This is a genomic window from Arthrobacter sp. efr-133-R2A-63, assembly GCF_030209795.1.
In the GTDB taxonomy this organism is placed as follows: Bacteria; Actinomycetota; Actinomycetes; order Actinomycetales; family Micrococcaceae; genus Arthrobacter; species Arthrobacter bambusae_A.
On the sequence record NZ_JARVRG010000022.1, the window covers coordinates 1 to 20,891 of the forward strand.

A 20,891-nucleotide genomic window follows, 5' to 3' on the forward strand; every position below is an offset into this window, starting at 1 on the left:
GCTTTGTTGCGCTGTTCAACGCGCAGCAGCTTACGGCCTTCAGGTGCCAGGGTCATGAGGAACTCCAAAATTCAGGTGGCGCTCACGCGTCACGATGAGTCGGTTCCTCCCCGCTCTGTATTGGACCTGAGAGTTTCCGCGTCTCCACCTTGTGGCTGGACGCTTGCACCGTCGGTGAGTCCGGTTGCCCGGACTGCTTTCCAGAGTTGCCTTGCCGCGGCGGTACATGGGCCTGAGAGATTCCTGGGGAGGATTTGCTCCTACGGCGCCTGCTGAAAATGTACCGGCAGGACTCTCCCGCCGCAGATCATAAGCACGTGCCGCCTTTCGGTGACACGTCTCACATGGTATCCGGTGCCTGTGCGGTGCGCAAAGAACCCAGGCGCGGTCGTGAAGCTAGATCTTGCGATAGCTGAGGTCGAAGATCATGCGTCCGGCCTCGTGGGCCTTGTTTTCGAAGCTGGTGCGGATGCGGCCATCGAAGCGTGGAGCCCACCCGCCCACGTGGTCCACTCCCTCGTTGGGGCCGGTGTGCTCGGTGCTGACCGGGGCGCGGCCTTCCTTGACAGGTGCCCCGCCCACCATGGATTCGACTCCGGATTCCCACACTTGGGTGAGGGGGCTCTCAGCGCCGGTCCGTTCGCCGTCGTGCACGTTCTCAAACTCGGTGGAGCCGGCGAGGACCTCGCGGACGTGGATGGCGTAGTTGGACCAGTCGGTGGCGATCCGCCACAGGCCGCCCTTCTTGAGGGACCGTGCTGCGAGTTCAGCGAACGCCGGCTGGATGAGGCGGCGCTTGTGGTGCCGGGACTTGTGCCACGGATCGGGGAAAAAGACCCAGAGCTCGCTGACCGAGCCCTCGGGGAGCATGGTGGCCAGGACCTCGGGGGCGTTGGCCTCCACCACGCGTACGTTGCTGAGCCCGCGGCTGTTGATCTTGATCATCGTGTTGGCCAGGCCCGGGGTATAGACCTCCACGGCGAGGAAATCCTTGTCCGGGTTCTCCTCGGCCGCATGGCACACAGCGTCGCCGAGGCCCGAACCGATTTCGACGATCAGCGGCGCCTTGCGCCCGAACTCCGCTTCGGCGTCGAACACGTAGTCCGGGTGCACTGAAGTGTTGGCAACGTGCCGCGGAACCTGGATGGCCCAGCGGTCCGAGTGTTCCTCCCACGCGGCCTGGCGGCGGCCCTGAAGCCGCGTCCCGCGGCGCACGAAACTGACCGGCCGGCCGCCGTACGTGCCGAAGGAGGCCTGGCTGCCGGGGGTGACGGGGCGCGAAGACTGCGGTGTTTCAGGGGTTTCTGGGGTTTCACTCATCTCCTCCAGAATACCGTTGCGGCACCAAACGCCCGCGGCGGACCCTGGGTGCGCTCCCGTCATGAGGCGCCCCGGTATGAGCATGACTGCCAGAATGGTTCGGTGACCCCCGCTTCAAGCGCCCCCAAGAACACTACGCCGCACCCCGGCGCCCGCGAGATCCTCGTCGACGCCGAGATCGACGAGCTTCCCGCGCCCGAGCCCACGCTGGTCAAGACGCGCGGCGGACTTGTCTTCCTGGGGATCTGCCTGGTGCTCATCGGCCTGAATCTGCGGACGGTTTTTTCGAGTTTTTCGGCAGTCCTTCCGGAAGTCACCGCCGACGCCGGGTTGCCGGGCTGGGCGGTGGTTGTCCTCACTACTGTGCCGGTGACATTGCTGGGTGTCTTCGCGCCGCTGGCGCCGATCCTGGCCCGCAGGTTCGGTGCCGAGAGGGTGTTGCTCGGCGCGATGGTAGTGCTCACAGCGGGACTGCTGATCCGTCCCGTGGATCTCGCCGGCGCCGGGCACTTGCCGGCACTCCTTGCCGGTACCGCGGCGTGCGGCGCCGCGATCGCGCTCTGCAACGTGCTGCTGCCCGGCGTGGTCAAGCGTGATTTCCCGCACCGGCTCGGACTCATGGGCGGTCTGTATACGACGGCGATTTGCGCGTCAGCAGCGCTTGGCGCCGGTTTCACCTATCCCGTCTTCACGGCGACCGGAAACTGGACCTCGGCGCTGTGGTTCTGGGCGCTGCCCGCCGCCGTCGTACTCTTGCTTTTCCTCCCTCTGGCGATCCGCCAGCATCCCGTCCGCCACAACGCCGCCGACGGCGGTGCGAACGTCTGGCGTTCAGCCGTCGCCTGGCAAGTCACCATCTTCATGGTGTTGCAGGCGATGATGTCCTTCAGCGTGTTCGCCTGGTTGGCGCCGATCCTGCGTGACCGCGGGATCGACGGCGGGACGGCCGGCCTGATCGTGTCCGTGTCGATCGTGCTGCAGATGCTTGGTTCGTTCATCGCTCCGGGGCTCGCAGCCCGGTTCAAGGATCAGCGCGTTATCAACACCGTGGTTGCGCTGATGACCGGCGGCGGCTTCGCCTTGAGCATCTTCGGACCCACGGACCTGATTTGGGTGTGGACCGGACTGCTGGGCCTGGGCCAGGGGAGCCTCACGGCTGTGGCGTTGACCATGATCATGTTGCGGACCCGTGATTCGCATACCGCGGCGCACCTTTCGGGCATGATGCAGGGCGTCGGCTATGGCTTGGGCTCCACGGGAACCCTGATGGTCGGCCAGTTGCACCAAGCGACCGGTGGCTTCGCGGGGGCCGGCATCCTGTTCCTCGTGGTCGGATCCCTGGCTGCTTTCTTCGGCTTTCGCGCGGGCCGGAACCGCTACGTCGGCCAACCCAACTGACTCGCAGTTGTTGTCGTTATGAGGGCTCAAAACGACATTACCTGCGAGCCAGTTGGGTTCAAGCGGGGGAGTTTAGTGTGTCAGGTCCTTGCCCTTGGTTTCCGGGATCATGAAGGCGAACGCGATGCCGATGGCCAAAAGGATCACGGCATAGACGTTGAACATGTTGGCCTGGCCGATGCTGCCGAGCCACGTCTGCAGGTACGGGGCCGTCCCGCCGAAGACCGCAACGCAGATGGAATACGGGACGCCGACACCCACGGTGCGGATCTTGGTCGGGAACAGCTCCGCGTACACGGCAGGGACAATCGAGGCGCTGCCGGCGATGAAGAACAACATGACAGACATCGAAACAGCCAGCTGCCACGGGGAGTCTTTGAGGAGCCAGGTCATCGGGAAGTGCAGCAACGCCGCCCCCGCGGAACTCACGATCAGCACGGGCTTGCGGCCGATGCGGTCGGACAGCTTGCCCCAGAACGGCAGCGACGCAATGAAAGCGATGTTGCCGATAACACCGGCCCACAAGGCTGCTCCACGATCCATCTTGAGCGAGCTGGCCGCGTAGCTCGGAGCCACGACGCCCCAGATGTAGTAGACAACGGTGAGGCCAACGGTCAGCCCGATCACCTGCAGGGCCTGCTTGCGGTACTTGACGATCTGCGGCCACATGGGCTCGCGCTTTTCCTTCGGCACCTCGGCTTCGAACGCCTCGGTCTCCTTCATCTTGGCCCGCATGACCAAGGCATAGATTCCCAAGGCACCGCCCACCAGGAACGGCACGCGCCAGCCCCAGGCGTTCATGTCCGCCTTGCTCAGCACCCCGGTCAGGATGGCACCCAGCAGGGTCCCGGCAAGGATGCCGGCGGTGCCGGACGTGTAGATGAGCGTTGCCCAGAAGCCCCGCTTTTCCTTGGGCGCCATTTCGGACAGGTACGTTTGCGACGACGGCAGCTCGCCACCGTGGGCGAGGCCCTGGATGAGGCGGGCCACCAGGAGCATCACGGAGGCGAAGGCTCCAACTGCCTGGAATGTCGGGGCGATACCGATCAGCAGGCTGCCGACAGCCGCGAGGCCTACCGCGAACGTCATGGACGTCTTGCGGCCGATCCTGTCGCCGATCCAGCCGAAGACGAAACCGCCGAACGGCCGGGCCACGAATCCGACGGCGAAGATCGCCAGGGTGGAGAGGACCGCGGACGTGGGGTCGGCACTGCTGAACAACGCGCTGGCGATGAAAGGCGAAAACGTGGCGTAGATTGCCCAGTCGTACCATTCGACGGCGTTACCGATGCCGGTGCCGATGAGGGTCCGCAGGTGGGACTTGTGAACCTGCACTGTGGCTGAAGCGCCTACGGTTGCGGTCATGTCTTGCTCCAAGGTCTTGGGTGGTGGTTAGTTGCCGGCGGCGAGGGTGGCGATGCGGGAGACCGCGAGCTCTGCGTAGAGCGCCGCGCCGTCGGATAGGACGCCGTCGTCGAACGTGGCGTAAGGGGAGTGGTTGAACGCTGAGGTGGTGTGGTCTACGCCCCGCGGCACGGCGCTGAGGCCCACGAAGGTTCCGGGAACTTCGGCCAGGACCCGGGAGAAATCTTCCGAGCCACTGATCGGCGTGGCCCAGCGGGAGAGCCGGGAACCGCCGAACATGTCCGAGATGACGTTCTCGGCGGTGTGGGTCTCGTCCTCGTCAGTGACGGTCATGGGGTATTCGCCGCGGTAGTCGACGTCCACCTCCAGGCCGTGCGCGGAGGCAATGCCCTTGAGCAGCTGCGGAATCGCAGTCATCATCCGCTCGCGGGAGGCTTCCGAGAACGTGCGGATGGTCGCTTCGAAACGAGCGGATTCGGGGATGACGTTGCGCTTGGTACCTGCCTGCAGGACGCCCACGGTCAGGACTACGGGATCGAACATGTTGAACTGCCGGGTGATCATGACCTGCAGCGCCGTAACCATTTCCGCGGCCGCCGTGACGGGGTCCTTGGCCGCATGCGGCGCCGAGCCGTGACCGCCGGCCCCGAGGACCGTGACGAAGAGCCCGTCCGAGGCGCTCATCATCACGCCAGGTTTGGTGCAGAACTGGCCATATGGCTCCAGGGAGGAGAAGACATGCATGCCGTAGGCGGCGTCAACGCGGCGGCCAGCGGCGTCCAGGACGCCTTCGCGGATCATGTGGCCCGCGCCGTCGAAGCCTTCTTCGCCCGGTTGGAACATCAGGACGACGTCGCCGGCCAGCTGATCGCGTCGCTCGGCCAGCAGGGTTGCGGCTCCGGCGAGCATGGAGGTGTGGAGGTCGTGGCCGCAGGCGTGCATGGCGCCGTCGATCTTCGAGGAGAACTCGACGCCGGTGCGCTCCTGGACAGGAAGGCCGTCCATGTCGGCGCGGAGCAACACTGCCGGCTTCCGGGCTGAAGCGTGTGCCGCGCCGCCGCGCAAGACCGCGGTGACCGACGTCGTGCTCTCGCCAAGCGTGATTTCGTACGGGAGTCCGTCGAGCGCCTTGAGCACCTTTTCCTGGGTGCGCGGGAGGTCCAGGCCGATTTCCGGTTCCTGGTGGAGCTCGTGACGGAACCGGGCGATTTCTCCCTGCATCTCTTTGGCGTCTGAGGCGATCGACATCTGTTTCTCCTGTTTCCTGAACGTTTGGTAGGTATCCATAGCCATTGTGAAGTGACTAGCCTCACAATCTTCAAAAGCCATGAAAAAATTCAGGATCATGCCAGAATTAACAGGAATCGCGCATCGCATAGGAGGGGATCGCTGATGGAACTCAGTGAAGAGGACCTGCGGCTGATCAATGCCCTCCAGATCTCGCCGCGGATCAGTTGGTCCGACGCCGCTGAGGTCCTGGACGTCCACGCAACCACTTTGGCCTCCCGATGGGACCGCCTGCGCGAGTCCGGAGCGGCCTGGACCACGGCGCACCTCATGGGCGACCCCAAGCATGCCTGCCTCGCCCTGCTGGACGTGGACTGCGAAATGCACCTCAGGCCCGAGGTGACGGCCGCGCTCGCGGCGATTCCGGAAATCATCACGGTTGAGGAGGCGGCCAGTAACCGCGACCTCATGCTCACCGTCATTACCCAAGACCTGGGCGAATTCAGCACCCGGCTCTTGCCCCAGCTCAAGGAAATCCGGGGGCTCACCAAGTACCGGACCTCGCTCTGCACCCGGATCCACACGAGCGGCTATGCATGGCGGCTCAACGTCCTGAGCCGGGCGGAGCAGCAGGCGCTGCGCGCCCTCGCCGGGCCGGAAGCGCTCAATCCGTCGGCCCCCTACGCGCAGGTCACCCCGCTGCCGGAGAGCCATATGGCGCTCTTTCCCTTCCTCGCCCGGGATGGAAGGGCCTCCGCCGCGGAGATCGCACGTGCCCTCGGACGGCACCCTGCCACGGTGCAGCGGCAGCTCGGCCGCGTGCTCGCGAGCCGGATGCTGTCCTTCCGCTGCGAGATCGCCCAGCAATTCTCCGGCTATCCCATGACGTGCCAGTGGTTCGCGAATGTTCCAGCAGGCCAGCACGAAGCCGCGGCCGCAGAGCTACGGGCCGTCAGGAACGTCAGGTTCACCGCCTCCACCACCGGCAGCACCAACTTTGTGATCATCATGTGGCTGCGCTCGCTGGCCGAGGTCATGGAGATGGAACTCGCCATCCAGCAACGCATTCCCGGGATCGAACTCGTCGAAAGCGTCGTGATGCTGAGCACGGCCAAGCGGGTCGGCTGGATGCTGAACCCGGACTCGACGGCGACCGGCGCTGTCGTGCCGACCGCCGCCGTCGTGCCGACCGCCGCTGTCGTCCCGCCCACCGCTGCCAGCCTGGCCTAGAGGCCGGCGTTGTAGACGTCCAGTCCGAAGCGGTTCAGTCCGGGTGTGCCTGCATAGCCGAGGTAGGGGAGGCCGAAAGTGTCTTCAATGCTGGCCAGCAGGCTGTAGTGGTTGTAGGGCGTGGTGGACCACGTGCCGCCCTTGGTGAAGGGGGAGATAACCAAAGCGCCGACCCGGCCGCCGCCTTGTCCGACAATTCCGGGAAGCGGGGAGTTGGGTCCGGGGCCCTCGCCGCAGCATGCGGACGCGTCCGATTGGGGGCTGTCGGATTCGTCGAAGGTGATCGCCAGGACACCGTCCTGGCGGAACGCGGGGGACGAGGTGATCATCGGAACGTACTGCTTCAGCCATGCATCCGCGCTGGTCAGGCCTCCGGGCTGTCCGTCCACACAGGGGGAGTCGTGTCCGTCGTGGCAAAGGTTCGGCGTGATCATGGAAAGGTTCGGCGTAGTCGCGACGGACGCAAGATCTGTGCTCAGGGCCCCGAGGTCTACATCGTTCTTCGCACAGTCCGGTGATCCCGTGATCCCCGCGAAGTAGACGAAGGGATTGTGTCGGGCGGCGTACTGGTCCCCGACCTTCGCCTTCTGGGTATCATCGGCTGCGCCGAGGGCCGGGTGGCGGCACGGTGTGCCCATGTCCTCCATGTAGCCTTTCCAGGTCTTCCCGGCCGCCGTCAATTGGCCGGCCACGGTGGGCACGTCGGCAGGGAAGACGCAGCCATCTCCAACGGCTTGGCCGGGCACTGCCGTTCCGGTCTTCACGAACGGAGAGTAGGTCTGGCAATCGGCCTGCATCTGCGGGTTGGGGCCTTGACCGGAAATCTGCGCAACGTAGTTCGGCTGCGAGTTGTGTGCCGTGCCGAAGTACTGGTTCAGCAGGACGCCTTGGTTCCGCAGTGTGGTGGAAAGGTACGGCGCCGCCGAACCCGGTCCCCACGTCGTGTCGTACCCCTTGTTTTCGAGGTTGATCACAAACACGTGCTTCGCTCCCGGGAGATACCCGGAGCTCTGCGCGGTTTGGGGTTCGCTTGCCTGTGCTTCCGTCTGCTGCAATCCGAAGACGATGCAGGAGGCGCCCAGCAGGACAACGAGCAGCGCAGCGAATCCGAGCCGCATTTTGGAAATGGCGAAGTTTTTGAAGGTCATGGCAAGATCCATCCGTCCGCAAGTGCTTTCTGTTTCAAGCCGGTCCACTCTTCCTCCGCCGGCGGCCCGACCGGGGAGCATGCCGGTCCGGCGGCATAAGGCGGCACGAGGTACGTCGGGGCGGCCAGATTGGGTGCCGACTGGAAATCGAGCACTTCGGCGATATTGCGGGCGGCGTTGTCGCGCGGGGTCAGGGATTGAAGCCCCCAGCGCCACTCGATGGCCTTCAGGACTGAGGTGTGGTCGTAGGTGTCATGTGCCACGTATTGCCTGCGGGCGCGTGGCGAAATGACCATGGACGGGACGCGGAAGCCGCGCTGGGCGGTATCCGGATTGCTGTCCGGTGCGGTTTGCGGTGGCACGTGGTCGTAGAACCCGCCCCATTCGTCGTAGTTGACCACCAGCATCGTGTTCGCCCAGTTGGGACTCGTGGTCACGGCGTTGTAGACCTCCGCCAGGAAAAGCTCGCCGGAGCGGATGTCGGCGTGCGGGTGGTCGTCGCCGGAGGTTCCGCTGGACTCGTCCGTGAAGCGGGGATCCACGAAGGACACCGAGGGCAGCTTGCCGGAACTGCAGTCGCTGAGGAATTCGGCGTAGGGCCTGGAGATGCCGACGTACTTGGTTCCCCAGAGGGCGGTGAACGGAATGTCGCCGTAGTAGTACTTTCCCTGCACGCCGGCGGCCGCCAAGCGGTCCCAGATCGTGGGCATGGTGCTGGTGACGGTCGAGTTGTGGAGCCTGTCCGTGGCCGCGGAATGCTGGTAGAAGCGGTTCGGATATGTTTCGGCGAGGGTGGCTGCGAAATAACGGTCGCAGACAGTCCAGTCGGGACCAGCTTGGCGCCAGAAATCGAGATCGCTCGAATCGTAGTATCCGACCGCGAATTCATCGTTCTCGCCTGCCCGCAACCAGCCATCGTTCTTGCCGTTGTTGAACTGGATCCGGCCGCCCTCGTAGGAATGGTCAGGGTCCGGATGCCCGCAGCCCTGGAAATCCGTCAGGTGGTGCGTTGTATGGGGGATCCCGTAGCGGTCAATGTAGCTCAGTCCGGCCTGTTTCCCATCCGCGCCAGGCATCCAGCCAAGGAAATGGTCGAACGAGCGGTTCTCCATCATCACCACAATGATGTGGTCGATCCCGGAAGCGCCGGGTGGGGGGAGGGTGGCCGCGGTAGGCGCAGTCCTCACGGTGGCGCCGGTGGCAAGCGTCGCAGCCGTGGCAGATCCGGCAACTGACAGGAAATTGCGTCTTGTGAAGTTCACGCCAAGCAGTCGATCACGGAATGATTACGGGAACAACCGATAGTGGGCTATTTAGTACAGTGTTTGCCCAGAGTTAATTTCAGGTGAACGTTAATCACTTGAATGGATTTTAATGGCTCCCCCAAACCCGCTTGGCCTTCTAGGCTGGGATGATGACGAGCCACGACGCAACAGCAGGCATACTGCAACGCCCTTATCTCCTGGCGACGGCGGGTGCCTGCGCGTTGGTCTTCCTGGCAGCTTTCGAATCCATGGCCGTCACCACCATCATGCCGCTCGTGAGCCGCGATCTGGACGGCGCCGGACTCTATGCGTTGGCGTTCGCGGGTCCGCTGGCCACGGGCGTGATCGGCATGGTGGCCGCAGGGAACTGGGCGGACCGGCGTGGTCCCGCCGCCCCGCTCTACGCATCCGTGGCGCTGTTCGCGGCTGGGCTGCTCATCGCCGGTACCGCGGTTTCCATGCCGATGCTCGTGGCCGGCAGGCTCGTCCAAGGCCTCGGCGGAGGCGCGATGACCGTGGCGCTGTATGTCGTGATCGCCCGGGTCTACCCAGCCAGGTTGCATGCCCAGGTCTTCGCTGCGTTCTCGGCGTCCTGGGTCATTCCCTCAATGATCGGTCCCTTCGCCGCAGGCGTGGTTGCGGAGTTGAGCAGCTGGCACTGGGTATTTCTCGGCGTCGTGGGCCTCGTGGTTCCGGCTTTGGCAATGATCCTTCCCGCCATGCGGGGCGTACGTTCCGCGCCGGACGCGCGGAAGACGGGCGCCCCGGACGCGGGCTCCCGGGACGCGGACGCGCGGGAAGGGGGCTCCCCAAAGGTGGCTTCCGGTGAGGCAAAGCCCGGACGTGCCGTCGTTCCCTGGGCGTTCGGCCGCATGGGGTGGGCCGCGCTCGCAGCCCTTGCCGTTCTCGGCCTGAACTTGTCCGGGCAGGTGCCCGGCGTCGGTTGGGTGATTGCCGCCGTCGCGCTCGTCACGGCCATGCTGGCAGTGCGGCCGCTGGTCCCGCGCGGCACCCTCGGTGCGCGCCGCGGACTGCCGAGCGTCATCCTCATGCGCGGAGTCGCCTCCGCAGCCTTCTTCGGCACCGAGGTTTACGTGCCGTACCTCCTCACCGAGCGATACTCGTTCGCCCCTGCATTTGCCGGACTCGCGCTGACCGGATCGGCGATCGCTTGGGCAGCGGCGTCCGCCGTCCAAGGCCGCATGGGTTCCCGGCTTGGCAATGCCTTGGCGGTCAAGATCGGGTCTGCGCTGGTGCTCGGTTCGGTGGTCATCGTCCTCGTGACCACGGTGTTTTCGTGGTCCGCAGCAGTGGCGATTGCTGGCTGGCTGTTCGCGGGCGCGGGGATGGGACTGATGTACCCGCGGCTGAGTGTCATGACCCTGGCCCTCTCCAAGCCCGAGGACCAAGGCTTCAACAGTTCTGCGATGTCCATTTCCGACTCCCTTGGTGGCGCCCTCTCGCTCGCCGTGACGGGACTCGTCTTCAGTGCCCTCACGACGACGGAGGGCTCCTTCGCGGGGGTGTTCGTCCTGACGTCGGCCATCGCCGTTGTCGGGCTCATCATTGCGCCGCGGGTCGCATCCCGCCGGCCTTTGGGTGCTGAACGCGCGGGGGACGCCGAGGCGCACAGCGCCGCCGAAGCGGACGACGTGCGGGCCTAGTCCTTCGCGCCCTGGCCCGTCCGGGTGGCGCGGAGCACGCTGTCGATGGTGGTGGCGTGTTGGCCCTCCGGGCCCGTCACCGCGCGTTCCCGGGAATCGGCAACGTTGATCCGCCACGAGCCCGGGCCGCTCGTGAGCGCGTCCACCACGTCCTCGGGCGTGAAGAACTTGTCCTTCATGTCCTTGTGCCCGCTCCACGGAGTCAGTCCATCCGGATGATGCCCGACAACCAGCAAGGCGCCGCCGGGAGCCACGGCCGCCGCGGCCGAGGCCAGAGAATCGCGCCACGGAAGGAGCGGTGAATGAAGGAACTGGGAGGACACGAGGTCGAAGCCCTCGTCGGGGTGCCACGAGCCGAAGTTCCGCTGCAGCCACGTGATCCGGTCAGGTAGCCCGACGTCGGCGGCATGGGCTTCTGCCCGTTCAAGAGCGACGGCGGAGACATCCACCGCTGTCACCGTCCACCCATGCTGGGCGAGCCAGATCGCGTCCGCGCCTTCTCCGCAGCCGAGATCCAGGGCGGTCCCGGGAGCCAGTCCCTTGGCTTCGGCGATCAACTGCGGATTGGGATTCCCGCTCCACCTCTTTGGCTTTTCCCGGTACACCTCGTCCCAGAACTGCGCCGGGTCGGCGTCGCGGTCAGGGTTGCTGTGAAGGTGGGCTCCGCTGTCGTGGATTTCGCCGTTCAGGTGGGTTCCGCCGTCGTGCTGGTGCGTCATGGCTCAAGCCTGCCCCGAGGTGCCCCCGCGAGGCAACGCCTGTCCCCACCCAACTGGCTCGCAGTTGTTGTCGTTATGAGCCGTCAAAACGACAACAACTGCGAGCCAGTTGGGGAACGAAGCCCGGGTGAAGGTGCCATGTGGGAGGGTCGGCTGTTCGCGGATGCTAGAATGGGTTTACTTGATGTGCAGTGATGCCCGCTTAGTCCCCGAATTTGGCTTGGTTCCAAACTTGGGAAGTGGGCTTTTTTCATGTGAGAGGCACATCCTGCGTCGATGAACGCGTTTTCTCTGGTCCCGGCCACGGCTTATTGCCTACCGGTCGATCACTGACTTTTTCCTCGGCGAACCCTTGGCCCAACCGGCGTCGGGGGACGATGTCCGTTGGACACCGCCAGAAAGACCTTTGAAACACATGACTACTTTTGCTGCCCTTGGCACGCCCAAGGCCATCGCCGAGTCCCTCGCTACAGATGGCATCGAAGAAGCTTTCCCCATCCAGGTCAAGACCCTCCCGGATACGCTTGCAGGCCGCGACGTCCTCGGCCGTGGCCGCACCGGCTCCGGCAAGACCATCGCTTTCGCTATCCCGCTTGTGGCACGTCTCGCCGAGCGCGAAGCCAAGCACTTCCGCAAGCCCGGACGCCCGATGGGTCTGGTCCTTGCGCCGACCCGCGAGCTGGCCACCCAGATCAACGCCACCATCGAGCCGCTGGCGAAGGCCATGGGCCTGAACACCACGGTCATCTACGGTGGCATCTCCCAGGCCCGGCAGGAAAAGGCGCTGCGCGCCGGCGTCGACATTGTCATCGCCTGCCCGGGCCGGTTGGAGGACCTCATCCGCCAGCGCATCCTGACTCTGGAAGCCGTCGAGATCACCGTCCTGGACGAGGCCGACCACATGGCCGACCTCGGCTTCCTCCCGGTGGTCAAGAAGCTCATGGACATGACTCCTACCCAGGGTCAGCGCCTGCTCTTCTCCGCGACGTTGGACAACGGTGTTGACAAATTGGTCAACCGTTACCTGTCCAACCCGCTGACCCACTCGGTGGATGACCCCCAGGCCGCCGTCACCACCATGGAGCACCACGTCCTCGTGGTCAACGACCAGACCGTCAAGAAGCAGCTGATCGTGGAGCTGGCCTCCGGCGCCGGCCGCCGCGTCCTCTTCATGCGGACCAAGCACCACGCCCGCAAGCTTGCCAAGACCCTGACCGACTGCGGCATCCCCGCTGTCGACCTTCACGGCAACCTGTCGCAGAATGCCCGTGACCGCAACCTGGCCGAGTTCTCCAGCGGCGAGGTCCGGGTCCTGGTGGCCACCGACGTCGCGGCCCGCGGCGTGCACGTGGACGACGTCGAACTCGTCATCCACGTCGACCCGCCCACAGAGCACAAGGCTTACCTGCACCGCTCCGGCCGTACGGCCCGCGCAGGTTCCGACGGCACCGTGGTCACGCTGACTCTCCCCGAGCAGCAGTCCGACGTCAAGAAGCTCATGAAGGCTGCCGGCGTCGACGTCTCGTTCGAACGAGTCACGGCCAACTCTCCCCTGATTGCCGAGCTCGTGGGCCAGGTCGCCGACAAGGTTGACCCGCGCACTCGCGCCGCCTTGCTCGCAGCGAAGACCCAGCAGCCGGGCGGCGGTACCTCCACCGGTGCCAACGCCCAGCGCAAGCGCAACCGTCGCACCACCCAGGCTGCACCCACTGCGGGTGGCCGTGGTGGTCGCGGGGGCCGTGGCAAGGTTGCGAGCGAGCCCGTGCGCACAGACATCAACCGCGCTGAGCGCCGCGCAGCAGCGAACGACGACGTCGCCCGCAGCTCGCGCGGACGCGGCAACGCTGCTTCTGCTCACCGCAATGACGTTCCTGCTGCTCGTGGCCAAGGTGCTCAGGGTGGTCGCAGCGGCCGACCGGCGACAGGTCAGCGTGCTGCCGCGGGCAACCGCTCGGCTTCTGCACCGCGCACGGAATCCGCAACCTCAACGCGCACCGGTGGCAACAAGGCTGTCTGGTCCTCGAACACGGGCGGCAACTCCGGTGGCTCCTACGGCTCGGGCTCAGGCAACTCGGGTTCCGGTCGTCCGGCCCGCAGCGGCCCGCGCCGTGCTTCGGCTCCGGCGTCGAACGAACGCCGCGGCCGCTAAGCAACCTTGGTCTAGTCACTTCACTGGACATGCTCAGCGTGGGTGGAGAGGAGTGGACATATTCCTGATATGTCCACTCCTTGGCTCAAAGGCTGAGCATGTCCCGGGGCACTACCAGCCGCGCTCGCGCCATTCCGCAAGGTGTGGCCGCTCCGCACCGAGCGTGGTCGGATCTCCATGGCCCGGGTGCACCACGGTGTCGTCCGGGTAGGCCTCGAACAGCCGTTCGCTCACGTCATTCAACAGCGACGTGAAGCGGGCAGCATCGTTCTGCGTGTTGCCAACTCCTCCGGGGAACAACGAGTCGCCGCTGAAAATGTGCGCGGGCCCTTCCGGGTCCAGGTACACATAGGCAATCGAACCCGGAGTGTGGCCGCGCAAGTGCACCGCGGTGATGTCGAAACCGTCGAACTTTCCTACATCGCCATGGTGCAGTTGCACGTCCACCGGCACGGGCAGCGCATCGGCGTCGTCCACTCCGGCCGAAGTCTTCGCGCCCGTGGCTTCCACCAACCCGGGAAGCGCGCGGACGTGATCCCAGTGCTGGTGCGTCGTGGCAATGAGGGCCAGCGACGGTGCAGCGGTGGTGTCCGCGGCCGAGTCTTCGATCATCTGTTGGATGGCCGGAAGGTCGTCCGCGGCGTCGATCAGGAGCTGTGCACCGCTGGCCCTGGCGGTGAGCAGGTACACGTTGTTGTTCATCTCGCTGACCGAGATTCGCCGGATGGTGATGTCACGCAGTGAATGAATGAGTGAGTCCATTCGACCACTCTACGGAAGCCGCGTGCGGCTCGCCGACTACTCGCGGCCCTGCGAAACCCAGGTGGGATCCGCGGACCGTGAGCCGACGACGGCGTCCGCGGCGCCGTCGAGCACGTCCAGTTGGGCGGCACTCAACTCGAGCGACAAGGCGCCCAGGTTCTCATCGATCCGGTGCGCTTTGCGTGTGCCGGGGATGGGGACCACGCTGAGCCCAAGGCGGCGGCCCTGGGCGAAAAGCCAGGCCAAAGCCACCTGGGCGGGAGTTGCATCCCGGCCGGTACTCTCGGACAGCTCGGCGGCCACGGCACGCACCGCGGCAACAACTGCCTGGTTGGCGTCGAGCGCGCCGTCCGCGAAACGGGGGATGCGGTGCCGGAAGTCGTTCTCACCGAGTTGCTCGGCGCTGACCGTTCCGGTGAGGAATCCCCGGCCAAGCGGCGAATAGGGTACGAATCCGACACCCAGCTCGGCCGCAGCCGGGGCGACGTTGCGCTCAACGTCCCGGCTCCAGATCGACCACTCGCTCTGCACCGCTGCGATCGGGTGCACGGCGTTGGCTTCCCTCAGCTCCTCGGCTGTCACTTCCGACAGGCCAAGGTGCCGGACTTTGCCAGCCCGGACAAGCTCTGCCATGGCCTCCACGGTTTCCACAATCGGAACGCGGAGGTCGCGGCGGTGCATGTAGTAGAGGTCGATGACGTCGGTGCCCAGGCGGCGGAGGCTTGCTTCCGCCGCCTGGCCCACGTACGCGGTATCTCCCCGGACGTCTGTGTAGCCGTCGCGCGGGTTGCCTACGATGCCGAACTTGGTGGCCAACTGGACCTCGTCGCGTCGGTCCTTCAGCAGCTTCGCGATCAGTTCTTCGTTGTCGCCCGCGCCGTAGATATCGGCGGTGTCAATGAAGCTGATGCCGGCATCCACGGCGTGGTGCAGCGTCTTGAGGGATTCGGCGGGATCCACCTCGCCGTAAACGGGGGTCAAGGCCATCCCGCCGAAACCGAGGGGGCTCACGGTCAGGCCATCACCGAGTTGTACATTCGTGGTTTCCGGGCTCATGGTAGTTCTCCTTCGCCGAGTGTTCGTCTCACTGCTGCCAACTCCATGGGCAGGGGGAGTATTCCGCGCTTATCGCTGGGCCGGCTCAGTCACATCTTCACGCTTCTCCGTGGGGAGGGCCTTCAACCCGGCCGCGCATCCAACGATTCCGGCAATGAACAGCAGCTTGAGCGGGCTGGCCGGTTCGACGCCGGTGGCCATCGCCCAGCCAACCGTCAGCGCAGCGCCGATCCCGACCCAGACGGCGTAGGCCGTGCCCAGAGGAATCCTCTTCACTGCGATGCCGAGTCCGATCATGCTAAGAGTTGCGGTGACGGCGAAGACAATAGTGGGGAGGGCTTGGCTGAAGCCGTCCGACAGCCCGAGGGCCGTCGCCCACACAGCTTCGAGCACGGCGGAGGCCAGTAGAATAGCCCATGCGAACTTGGCGGTCATGGCTACGCCACCACCTTCAAGCCGACCACGCACACGCCGATTCCGGCGAGCAGGAGCAGCCGGGCCGCCGTCGGGCGCTCAACTTTGGTGATCATCGCGTAAGCCGCCGTGAGGACGACGCCGACTCCAACCCACACCGCATACGCGGTCCCGGTGGGGATGGATTGCATTGCGAACGCCAGTCCTGCGGTGCTCGCGGTCACGCTGACGAGGAAGACAGCGGAGGGCAATGGCCGGCGGAAGCCTTTGGAGCGGTGGAGCGCTGCGGCCCAAACGGCTTCGAGCGCGCCGGACAGAATGAGGATTAACCACGACATGACGGATCCTTTGGCCAGTCTTGTCGCGTGCCGGGTACTGAACCGTCGTCCGGAGGTCCCTGTGCGGGCCTTCCTTCGAGGCTAGCAAAGCCCGAAGCCGGGTGGCCAGCTTTGGTGGCGAGCCTCACCAAGGGACATGCGCGGTTGAGCGCTTTACCGAGGGACATGTCCAGTGCTGGGCTCGGGGAGTGGGCATACCGCCGACGCCACGAGGGACATGTCCAGTCTTCGGCTCAGCGAATGGGCATGTTGGCATTATGTCCAGTGCTGGGACCTAGGAGGGCGCATGCTCCACGCGGTCGATCGAGATGACGGCGAGGAATCCACGGCCCAGGACTTCCGGGCTGCGGGTGTCGGAACCTACTACTGCGTCGTAGCGGCCGAGTTCGACGGACTCGGTAGGTACGTCAGCCGCGGTTCCATCGGCTGAGCCGTTGGAGCCTGCCGGGCCGTCCGCAGACACATCCGAAGTCTCCGCGCCGGGACTAACAGAAGCCTTGCCCTCCAAGAGGACTGCGAGCTGGCCTTCGAATACCGGGTGTGCGCGCTTCTTGGAGAGTTCGATAATGGACGTGTACCCCTTGAATTCGCCGGCCCGGGCGATCACGTTGAGGTCCCGGATGTCGCCGGTGGGGAGTGCGCTGGTCGAAGCAGCCTCGCCCGAAAACCGGAATGGCCGGTACTTTTCCAAAGGGTGCTCTTCGCCGTCCACCGTGAGCAGCAGCAATTCGCCGTCGATCACAGTAATGACTCGCTCCATGCCAGGGAACGTCGAGAATGCGCCGGCCGATCCGACGTCCGCGATGCTGACCCGCCAGTCCCACGCTCCGTCTTGCGCCGACGCCGCTTTCGGATGGCTGGCGATTTCGCGGGTCACCCCGCCTCCGTTGCGCCACGGTTCGGGTTTGAGCTCGGCAAAGCGGATGATCTCCATGCGCTCCAGCCTAGCCCGAGCGCGTCGGCGGCCTGCTGAACGCCGGCGTAACATCCGTGCAACCTTGGCGCGGTTCAACAATCCCGGAGGCCCTTGCTAACGTCGTAGGGAGGTAAACGGTTGGAGGCGCGGAATGTTCGTCAAAGTGTGCGGTTTGAGCACGCCTGAATCCGTCCACGCTGCCGTCGAGTCCGGCGCGGACGCCGTGGGTTTCGTGCTGACGAAGAGCCCGCGCGAGGTATCGCCAAGCCGTGCCCGGGATTTGCTGGCGTATGTACCGGAAGGTGTTGCCGCCGTCGGAGTCTTCCGCCACGAAACAGCCGCCGACGCCCTCGCAACCGCGCGCGAGGCCGGCCTCGAGTGGGTCCAGCTCCACGGCAGCCGCTCGCCGGAAGACGTGGAAACCGTGCACGACGCCGGCATGCGCCTCATCCGGGCCGTCACCATGGGTGCCGCTCAGGACGAGTTCGAGGAGTGGGGAGAGGACCTTCTCCTGATCGACGCCGCCGTGCCGGGTTCGGGTGAGGCATGGGACTATTCCTCGGTCCGAAAGCTTGGCTTGGGCTCACGCCATTGGTTGTTGGCCGGAGGATTGACCCCGTCCAATGTCGGAGCCGCCGCGCTCGAAGCCGAGGCTTGGGGCGTCGACGTGTCGAGCGGCGTGGAGTCCTCTCGCGGTGTCAAGGACCTCGACCTCGTGCGCGCGTTTGTCCAGGCCGCAAAAGCCTGACGCCCCCACCAAACGCCCGAAACCCTTGACTGCCTCCGTCCGGCGTCGCATATTTAATGCATCGGTTAATTAGCAGATCAGTTAAATACGAAGGCCAGTGATGTCCACCGACCGGCTCAGTCTCATCTTCTCGGCACTTGCCGACCCCACCCGTAGGGCCATTCTGGCCCGGCTTTCGGAGGGTGAGGCCACCGTGAACGAGCTTGCCGAACCGTTCGACATCAGCCTTCCCGCCGTCTCCCGGCATCTCAAGGTCCTGGAAAATGCGGGACTGATCAGCCGGAGCCGGAATGCGCAATGGCGGTCTTCCAAGTTGGAAGCGGAACCGCTGCGCGAAGCCACCGAATGGATGGACGGATACAGGCGCTTCTGGGATGCCAGTTTCATCCGCCTCGACGCCCACCTACGCAAAATTCAGCACGATTTACAGGATCCAGGAGTCAAGCAATGAACACGGAACAGCACATCCTCACCATGACCCGGGAATTCGAGGCCCCGCGCGAGCTCGTCTTCCAAGCTTTCGTGGACCCCGATCAGCTTGCCGCATGGTTCGGGCCGGTCGGCGTCGATTCGCCCCGCGAGCGGATCGCCGTGGACCCCCGGGTGGGCGGAGTCTGGCAGCTCGTCATGACGTGGGACGAGAACGGCGTCGCCAAGGAATCACCCATCGACGCGGTCATCACCGCGTACGATCCGCCCGCCCTACTGGTCGCCACCCAGAAAGCCGAGCCCGACGCCGGGATCACGCTTTTGCTGGAAATGCGCCTTGAGTTCGAGGTACTGGATGGGGGCCGTACGCGACTTCATCTCACCCAAGGTCCCTTCGATTCCGACGAATGGGTGGACATGACCCGCGAGGGATGGGGCACCTCGTTCACCAAACTGGACACATTGCTGGCGCGGGAATAGGAAGGCGTCCAAAAGGGGGCCGAAGTCAACTTGGAAGGTCGGTGCCCATCCGGGCTACACTCCACGGCGGGGACAGAATGCCATTGCTCCGGCGGCCGAACGGTTCCGGAGATAGACGATCAAGCAGAATGCGACCTTTGAAAATCCTTCCCAAAGCCCTTAATAGCCCTCTTCGATACCTGACAGTCGCGCTCTTCGCCGCACTGGCGCTGTCCGGCTGCTCCACCCAGGGAGGGGGCTCCGCCGCGGCGGCAACGCCGTCGTCCTCTTCGGCGGGCGACACCGCGTCCGCAAGTGCCAGCCCAACTCCATCATCAGGTCCATTCGGAGGCTTCGCATCGGCAGCCGACATGTGTTCCACCATCTCTCAAGAGGCCACGGGAGCTTCGTTGCTGCCGATGTCGGCGGCGCAGGGAAAGACCGCCGAGCTGGAGCAATACAAGACCGAGCTTGCCGCCACGGCGGATCGCGTCCCGGATGCGCTCAAGGCTGATTTCACCAATCTCAAGGACACCGCAATCGCGGGCTTGAAAGACCAAACGGTCTACTCGAGCGGCAAGTTCGAAAAGGCGATGGCTCCCGTCACCGCCTGGCTGAGCGCCAACTGCAAGTAATCCTTTTATCCACTTAAGCGAATGAACGGGTAGCGCGGTCCCGGTGCCGCGGCAAGAATGGCTTCATGCAACTGCCGGTCATGCCCCCTGTCGCGCCCATGCTTGCCAAGGCGGTCGGCGCCGTCCCCGACGGCGCCATGAGTTACGAGCCTAAATGGGATGGTTTCCGTTCCATCGTTTTTCGTGACGGTGACGACGTTGAAATCGGTAGTCGCAACGAGAAGTCCATGAACCGGTACTTCCCGGAGCTCATCGAGGCGTTGAAGGCAAACCTGCCGGAACGCTGCGTCCTCGACGGCGAGATCATCCTGGTGGGCGAATCCGGTGACCGCCTTGACTTTGAAGCCCTCCAGCAACGCATCCATCCGGCAGCCAGCAGGGTCAAGCTGTTGTCCGAGCAGACGCCGGCGAAATTCGTGGCCTTTGACCTGCTCGCCCTTGGCGATGAGGACTTCACGGGACGGCCCTTCGCCGAGCGGCGGGCAGCGCTTGAACAAGCACTCGCAGACGCCGCCGCTCCCATCCACCTCACTGCGGCAACGCGGGACAAGGGAACGGCGGAGCAGTGGTTCAAGCAGTTCGAGGGCGCAGGCCTGGACGGCCTGCTCGCCAAGCCGCTGGATGGTACCTACCAACCGGACAAGCGCGTGATGTTCAAGGTCAAACACCAGCGGACCGCCGACTGCGTTGTGGCCGGCTACCGCGTTCATAAGACCGGTGGTGACCTTATTGGTTCGCTCTTGTTGGGGCTTTATGACGACGGCGGCCGGTTGTCCAACGTGGGCGTGGTGGGTTCCTTCTCGATGCAAAGACGCAAGGAACTGTTCGACGAACTCCAACCCCTCGTGACCGGGTTCGATGGGCATCCCTGGGCGTGGGCCGAGCAGGAGGAAGGCAGCCGGACACCCCGGAACGCCGAAGGCAGCCGTTGGAGCGCAGGGAAGGACCTGTCGTTCACGCCCCTGCGGCCCGAACTCGTTGTGGAAGTGGCTTACGACCATATGGAAGGGGAGCGGTTCAGGCACACCACGCAGTTCGTGCGGTGGCGGCCGGACAGGGAGCCGGAGTCGTGCACCTATGAGCAGCTTGAGGAACCCGTAAAGTTCGATTTGTCAGCGGTCCTGGATACAGGAAAACCGTAAATCAGGGGGATTTCAGGGCGAACCCCTAGGCCCAGGCCGCATCCAGCAAGGGACAATGGAAGATATGAAAACGCTGCTCAACATCATCTGGCTTGTTTGCGGTGGCTTCGTTCTGGCCTTGGGATACTTCATGGCCGGAATCGTCTGCTGCTTGTTGATCGTCACCATCCCGTGGGGCATTGCGTCGTTCCGGATTGCCTCCTACACGCTGTGGCCGTTTGGTCGCATGGTCGTGGACAAGCCCGGGAGCGCGGGCGTCTTTACCCTCTTGGGCAACGTCATCTGGTTGCTGGTTGCAGGCATTTGGATCGCGATCGGGCACGTGGTCACGGCCTTCGCCATGGCTATCACTATCGTCGGGATCCCGCTGGCCATCGCCAACCTGAAGCTCATCCCGGTATCGCTTATGCCGCTGGGCAAGCAGATCGTGCCTAGCAACCGCCCGTTCGTCAGCACTTACCACTAGCCCCGCGGCGCCGGCCATCCGGCGTCGCGCGTCAGGCGCCA

21 protein-coding genes and 3 riboswitches are annotated in these 20,891 nt (G+C 64.8%); of the genes, 10 read left to right on the top strand and 11 right to left on the bottom strand.

The annotated features are described in order from the left end of the window. Positions 1–105 precede the first annotated feature (105 nt). A riboswitch (glycine riboswitch) is annotated at positions 106–209 on the bottom strand. Between the two features lies 1 nt (position 210). After that, positions 211–310, bottom strand: a riboswitch (glycine riboswitch). An 86-nt stretch (positions 311–396) separates the two neighbouring features. Then, positions 397–1,320 (bottom strand): tRNA (guanosine(46)-N7)-methyltransferase TrmB, encoded by a 924-nt coding sequence (trmB, locus tag QRN45_RS11930; protein ID WP_284763501.1) that lies wholly within the window; start codon positions 1,318–1,320, stop codon positions 397–399. Positions 1,321–1,422: 102 nt separating this feature from the next. Here trmB and QRN45_RS11935 point away from each other — a divergent pair, with 102 nt between their 5' ends. Continuing rightward, complete coding sequence (locus tag QRN45_RS11935; RefSeq protein ID WP_284763502.1) at positions 1,423–2,718, top strand: MFS transporter; 1,296 nt, start codon at positions 1,423–1,425, stop codon at positions 2,716–2,718. Positions 2,719–2,790: 72 nt separating this feature from the next. Here QRN45_RS11935 and QRN45_RS11940 read toward each other — a convergent pair whose 3' ends face one another. After that, positions 2,791–4,083: an MFS transporter gene (locus tag QRN45_RS11940; protein ID WP_241710166.1), complete on the bottom strand. Its 1,293-nt coding sequence runs from the start codon at positions 4,081–4,083 to the stop codon at positions 2,791–2,793. A 27-nt stretch (positions 4,084–4,110) separates the two neighbouring features. Then, complete coding sequence (locus tag QRN45_RS11945; RefSeq protein WP_284763503.1) at positions 4,111–5,331, bottom strand: M20 metallopeptidase family protein; 1,221 nt, start codon at positions 5,329–5,331, stop codon at positions 4,111–4,113. 144 nt (positions 5,332–5,475) lie between these two features. Between QRN45_RS11945 and QRN45_RS11950 the strand changes: the two genes are divergently transcribed. After that, the gene (locus tag QRN45_RS11950; protein ID WP_284763504.1) at positions 5,476–6,540 is read left to right on the top strand and encodes an Lrp/AsnC family transcriptional regulator; all 1,065 of its coding nucleotides are present in this window, start codon (positions 5,476–5,478) and stop codon (positions 6,538–6,540) included. Here the strand turns inward: QRN45_RS11950 and QRN45_RS11955 are convergent. After that, positions 6,537–7,688, bottom strand: coding sequence for an alkaline phosphatase family protein (locus tag QRN45_RS11955; RefSeq protein ID WP_284763505.1), 1,152 nt, complete (start codon positions 7,686–7,688; stop codon positions 6,537–6,539). The genes QRN45_RS11950 and QRN45_RS11955 overlap by 4 nt on opposite strands. Beyond that, positions 7,685–8,950, bottom strand: a complete 1,266-nt coding sequence (locus tag QRN45_RS11960) for an alkaline phosphatase family protein (protein ID WP_284763506.1) — start codon at positions 8,948–8,950, stop codon at positions 7,685–7,687. The genes QRN45_RS11955 and QRN45_RS11960 overlap by 4 nt, the downstream gene beginning before the upstream one ends. Before the next feature lie 152 nt (positions 8,951–9,102). Between QRN45_RS11960 and QRN45_RS11965 the strand changes: the two genes are divergently transcribed. Then, complete coding sequence (locus QRN45_RS11965) at positions 9,103–10,617, top strand: MFS transporter (RefSeq protein ID WP_241710161.1); 1,515 nt, start codon at positions 9,103–9,105, stop codon at positions 10,615–10,617. Here QRN45_RS11965 and QRN45_RS11970 read toward each other — a convergent pair. Continuing rightward, positions 10,614–11,336: an SAM-dependent methyltransferase gene (locus QRN45_RS11970; RefSeq protein ID WP_241710160.1), complete on the bottom strand. Its 723-nt coding sequence runs from the start codon at positions 11,334–11,336 to the stop codon at positions 10,614–10,616. The genes QRN45_RS11965 and QRN45_RS11970 overlap by 4 nt on opposite strands. A gap of 415 nt (positions 11,337–11,751) precedes the next feature. On the opposite strand from QRN45_RS11970, the gene QRN45_RS11975 reads away from it, so the two are divergent. Continuing rightward, positions 11,752–13,485, top strand: a complete 1,734-nt coding sequence (locus tag QRN45_RS11975) for a DEAD/DEAH box helicase (protein ID WP_241710159.1) — start codon at positions 11,752–11,754, stop codon at positions 13,483–13,485. A gap of 111 nt (positions 13,486–13,596) precedes the next feature. Here QRN45_RS11975 and QRN45_RS11980 read toward each other — a convergent pair whose 3' ends face one another. The 5 genes from QRN45_RS11980 to QRN45_RS12000 all read right to left on the bottom strand — a co-directional run bounded on the left by QRN45_RS11980 (position 13,597) and on the right by QRN45_RS12000 (position 16,989). Beyond that, complete coding sequence (locus QRN45_RS11980; RefSeq protein ID WP_264637020.1) at positions 13,597–14,247, bottom strand: MBL fold metallo-hydrolase; 651 nt, start codon at positions 14,245–14,247, stop codon at positions 13,597–13,599. Positions 14,248–14,283: 36 nt separating this feature from the next. Next, the gene (locus QRN45_RS11985; protein ID WP_284763507.1) at positions 14,284–15,303 is read right to left on the bottom strand and encodes an aldo/keto reductase; all 1,020 of its coding nucleotides are present in this window, start codon (positions 15,301–15,303) and stop codon (positions 14,284–14,286) included. Positions 15,304–15,372: 69 nt separating this feature from the next. Next, on the bottom strand, positions 15,373–15,738 hold the full coding sequence (locus QRN45_RS11990; RefSeq protein ID WP_284763508.1) for a DMT family transporter: 366 nt from the start codon (positions 15,736–15,738) through the stop codon (positions 15,373–15,375). Between the two features lie 2 nt (positions 15,739–15,740). Continuing rightward, positions 15,741–16,055, bottom strand: coding sequence for a DMT family transporter (locus QRN45_RS11995; RefSeq protein ID WP_241710155.1), 315 nt, complete (start codon positions 16,053–16,055; stop codon positions 15,741–15,743). Between the two features lie 9 nt (positions 16,056–16,064). Further along, positions 16,065–16,130, bottom strand: a riboswitch (guanidine-III (ykkC-III) riboswitch). Positions 16,131–16,329: 199 nt separating this feature from the next. Continuing rightward, on the bottom strand, positions 16,330–16,989 hold the full coding sequence (locus tag QRN45_RS12000; RefSeq protein ID WP_284763510.1) for a HutD/Ves family protein: 660 nt from the start codon (positions 16,987–16,989) through the stop codon (positions 16,330–16,332). 133 nt (positions 16,990–17,122) lie between these two features. Here QRN45_RS12000 and QRN45_RS12005 point away from each other — a divergent pair, with 133 nt between their 5' ends. From QRN45_RS12005 to QRN45_RS12030, 6 genes are all read left to right on the top strand, one after another. Then, positions 17,123–17,719: a phosphoribosylanthranilate isomerase gene (locus QRN45_RS12005; protein ID WP_241710153.1), complete on the top strand. Its 597-nt coding sequence runs from the start codon at positions 17,123–17,125 to the stop codon at positions 17,717–17,719. A gap of 100 nt (positions 17,720–17,819) precedes the next feature. Beyond that, positions 17,820–18,170, top strand: coding sequence for an ArsR/SmtB family transcription factor (locus tag QRN45_RS12010; protein ID WP_241710152.1), 351 nt, complete (start codon positions 17,820–17,822; stop codon positions 18,168–18,170). After that, a complete protein-coding gene (locus QRN45_RS12015; protein WP_078107457.1) occupies positions 18,167–18,628 on the top strand; it encodes an SRPBCC family protein in 462 nt (153 codons plus the stop codon). Before QRN45_RS12010 ends, QRN45_RS12015 begins: the two co-directional genes overlap by 4 nt. A 137-nt stretch (positions 18,629–18,765) precedes the next feature. Next, the gene (locus QRN45_RS12020; protein WP_284763511.1) at positions 18,766–19,242 is read left to right on the top strand and encodes a hypothetical protein; all 477 of its coding nucleotides are present in this window, start codon (positions 18,766–18,768) and stop codon (positions 19,240–19,242) included. A 65-nt stretch (positions 19,243–19,307) separates the two neighbouring features. Then, complete coding sequence (locus tag QRN45_RS12025) at positions 19,308–20,384, top strand: ATP-dependent DNA ligase (RefSeq protein WP_264637014.1); 1,077 nt, start codon at positions 19,308–19,310, stop codon at positions 20,382–20,384. 64 nt (positions 20,385–20,448) lie between these two features. After that, positions 20,449–20,850, top strand: coding sequence for a YccF domain-containing protein (locus tag QRN45_RS12030; protein ID WP_078107460.1), 402 nt, complete (start codon positions 20,449–20,451; stop codon positions 20,848–20,850). Positions 20,851–20,891 lie beyond the last annotated feature (41 nt).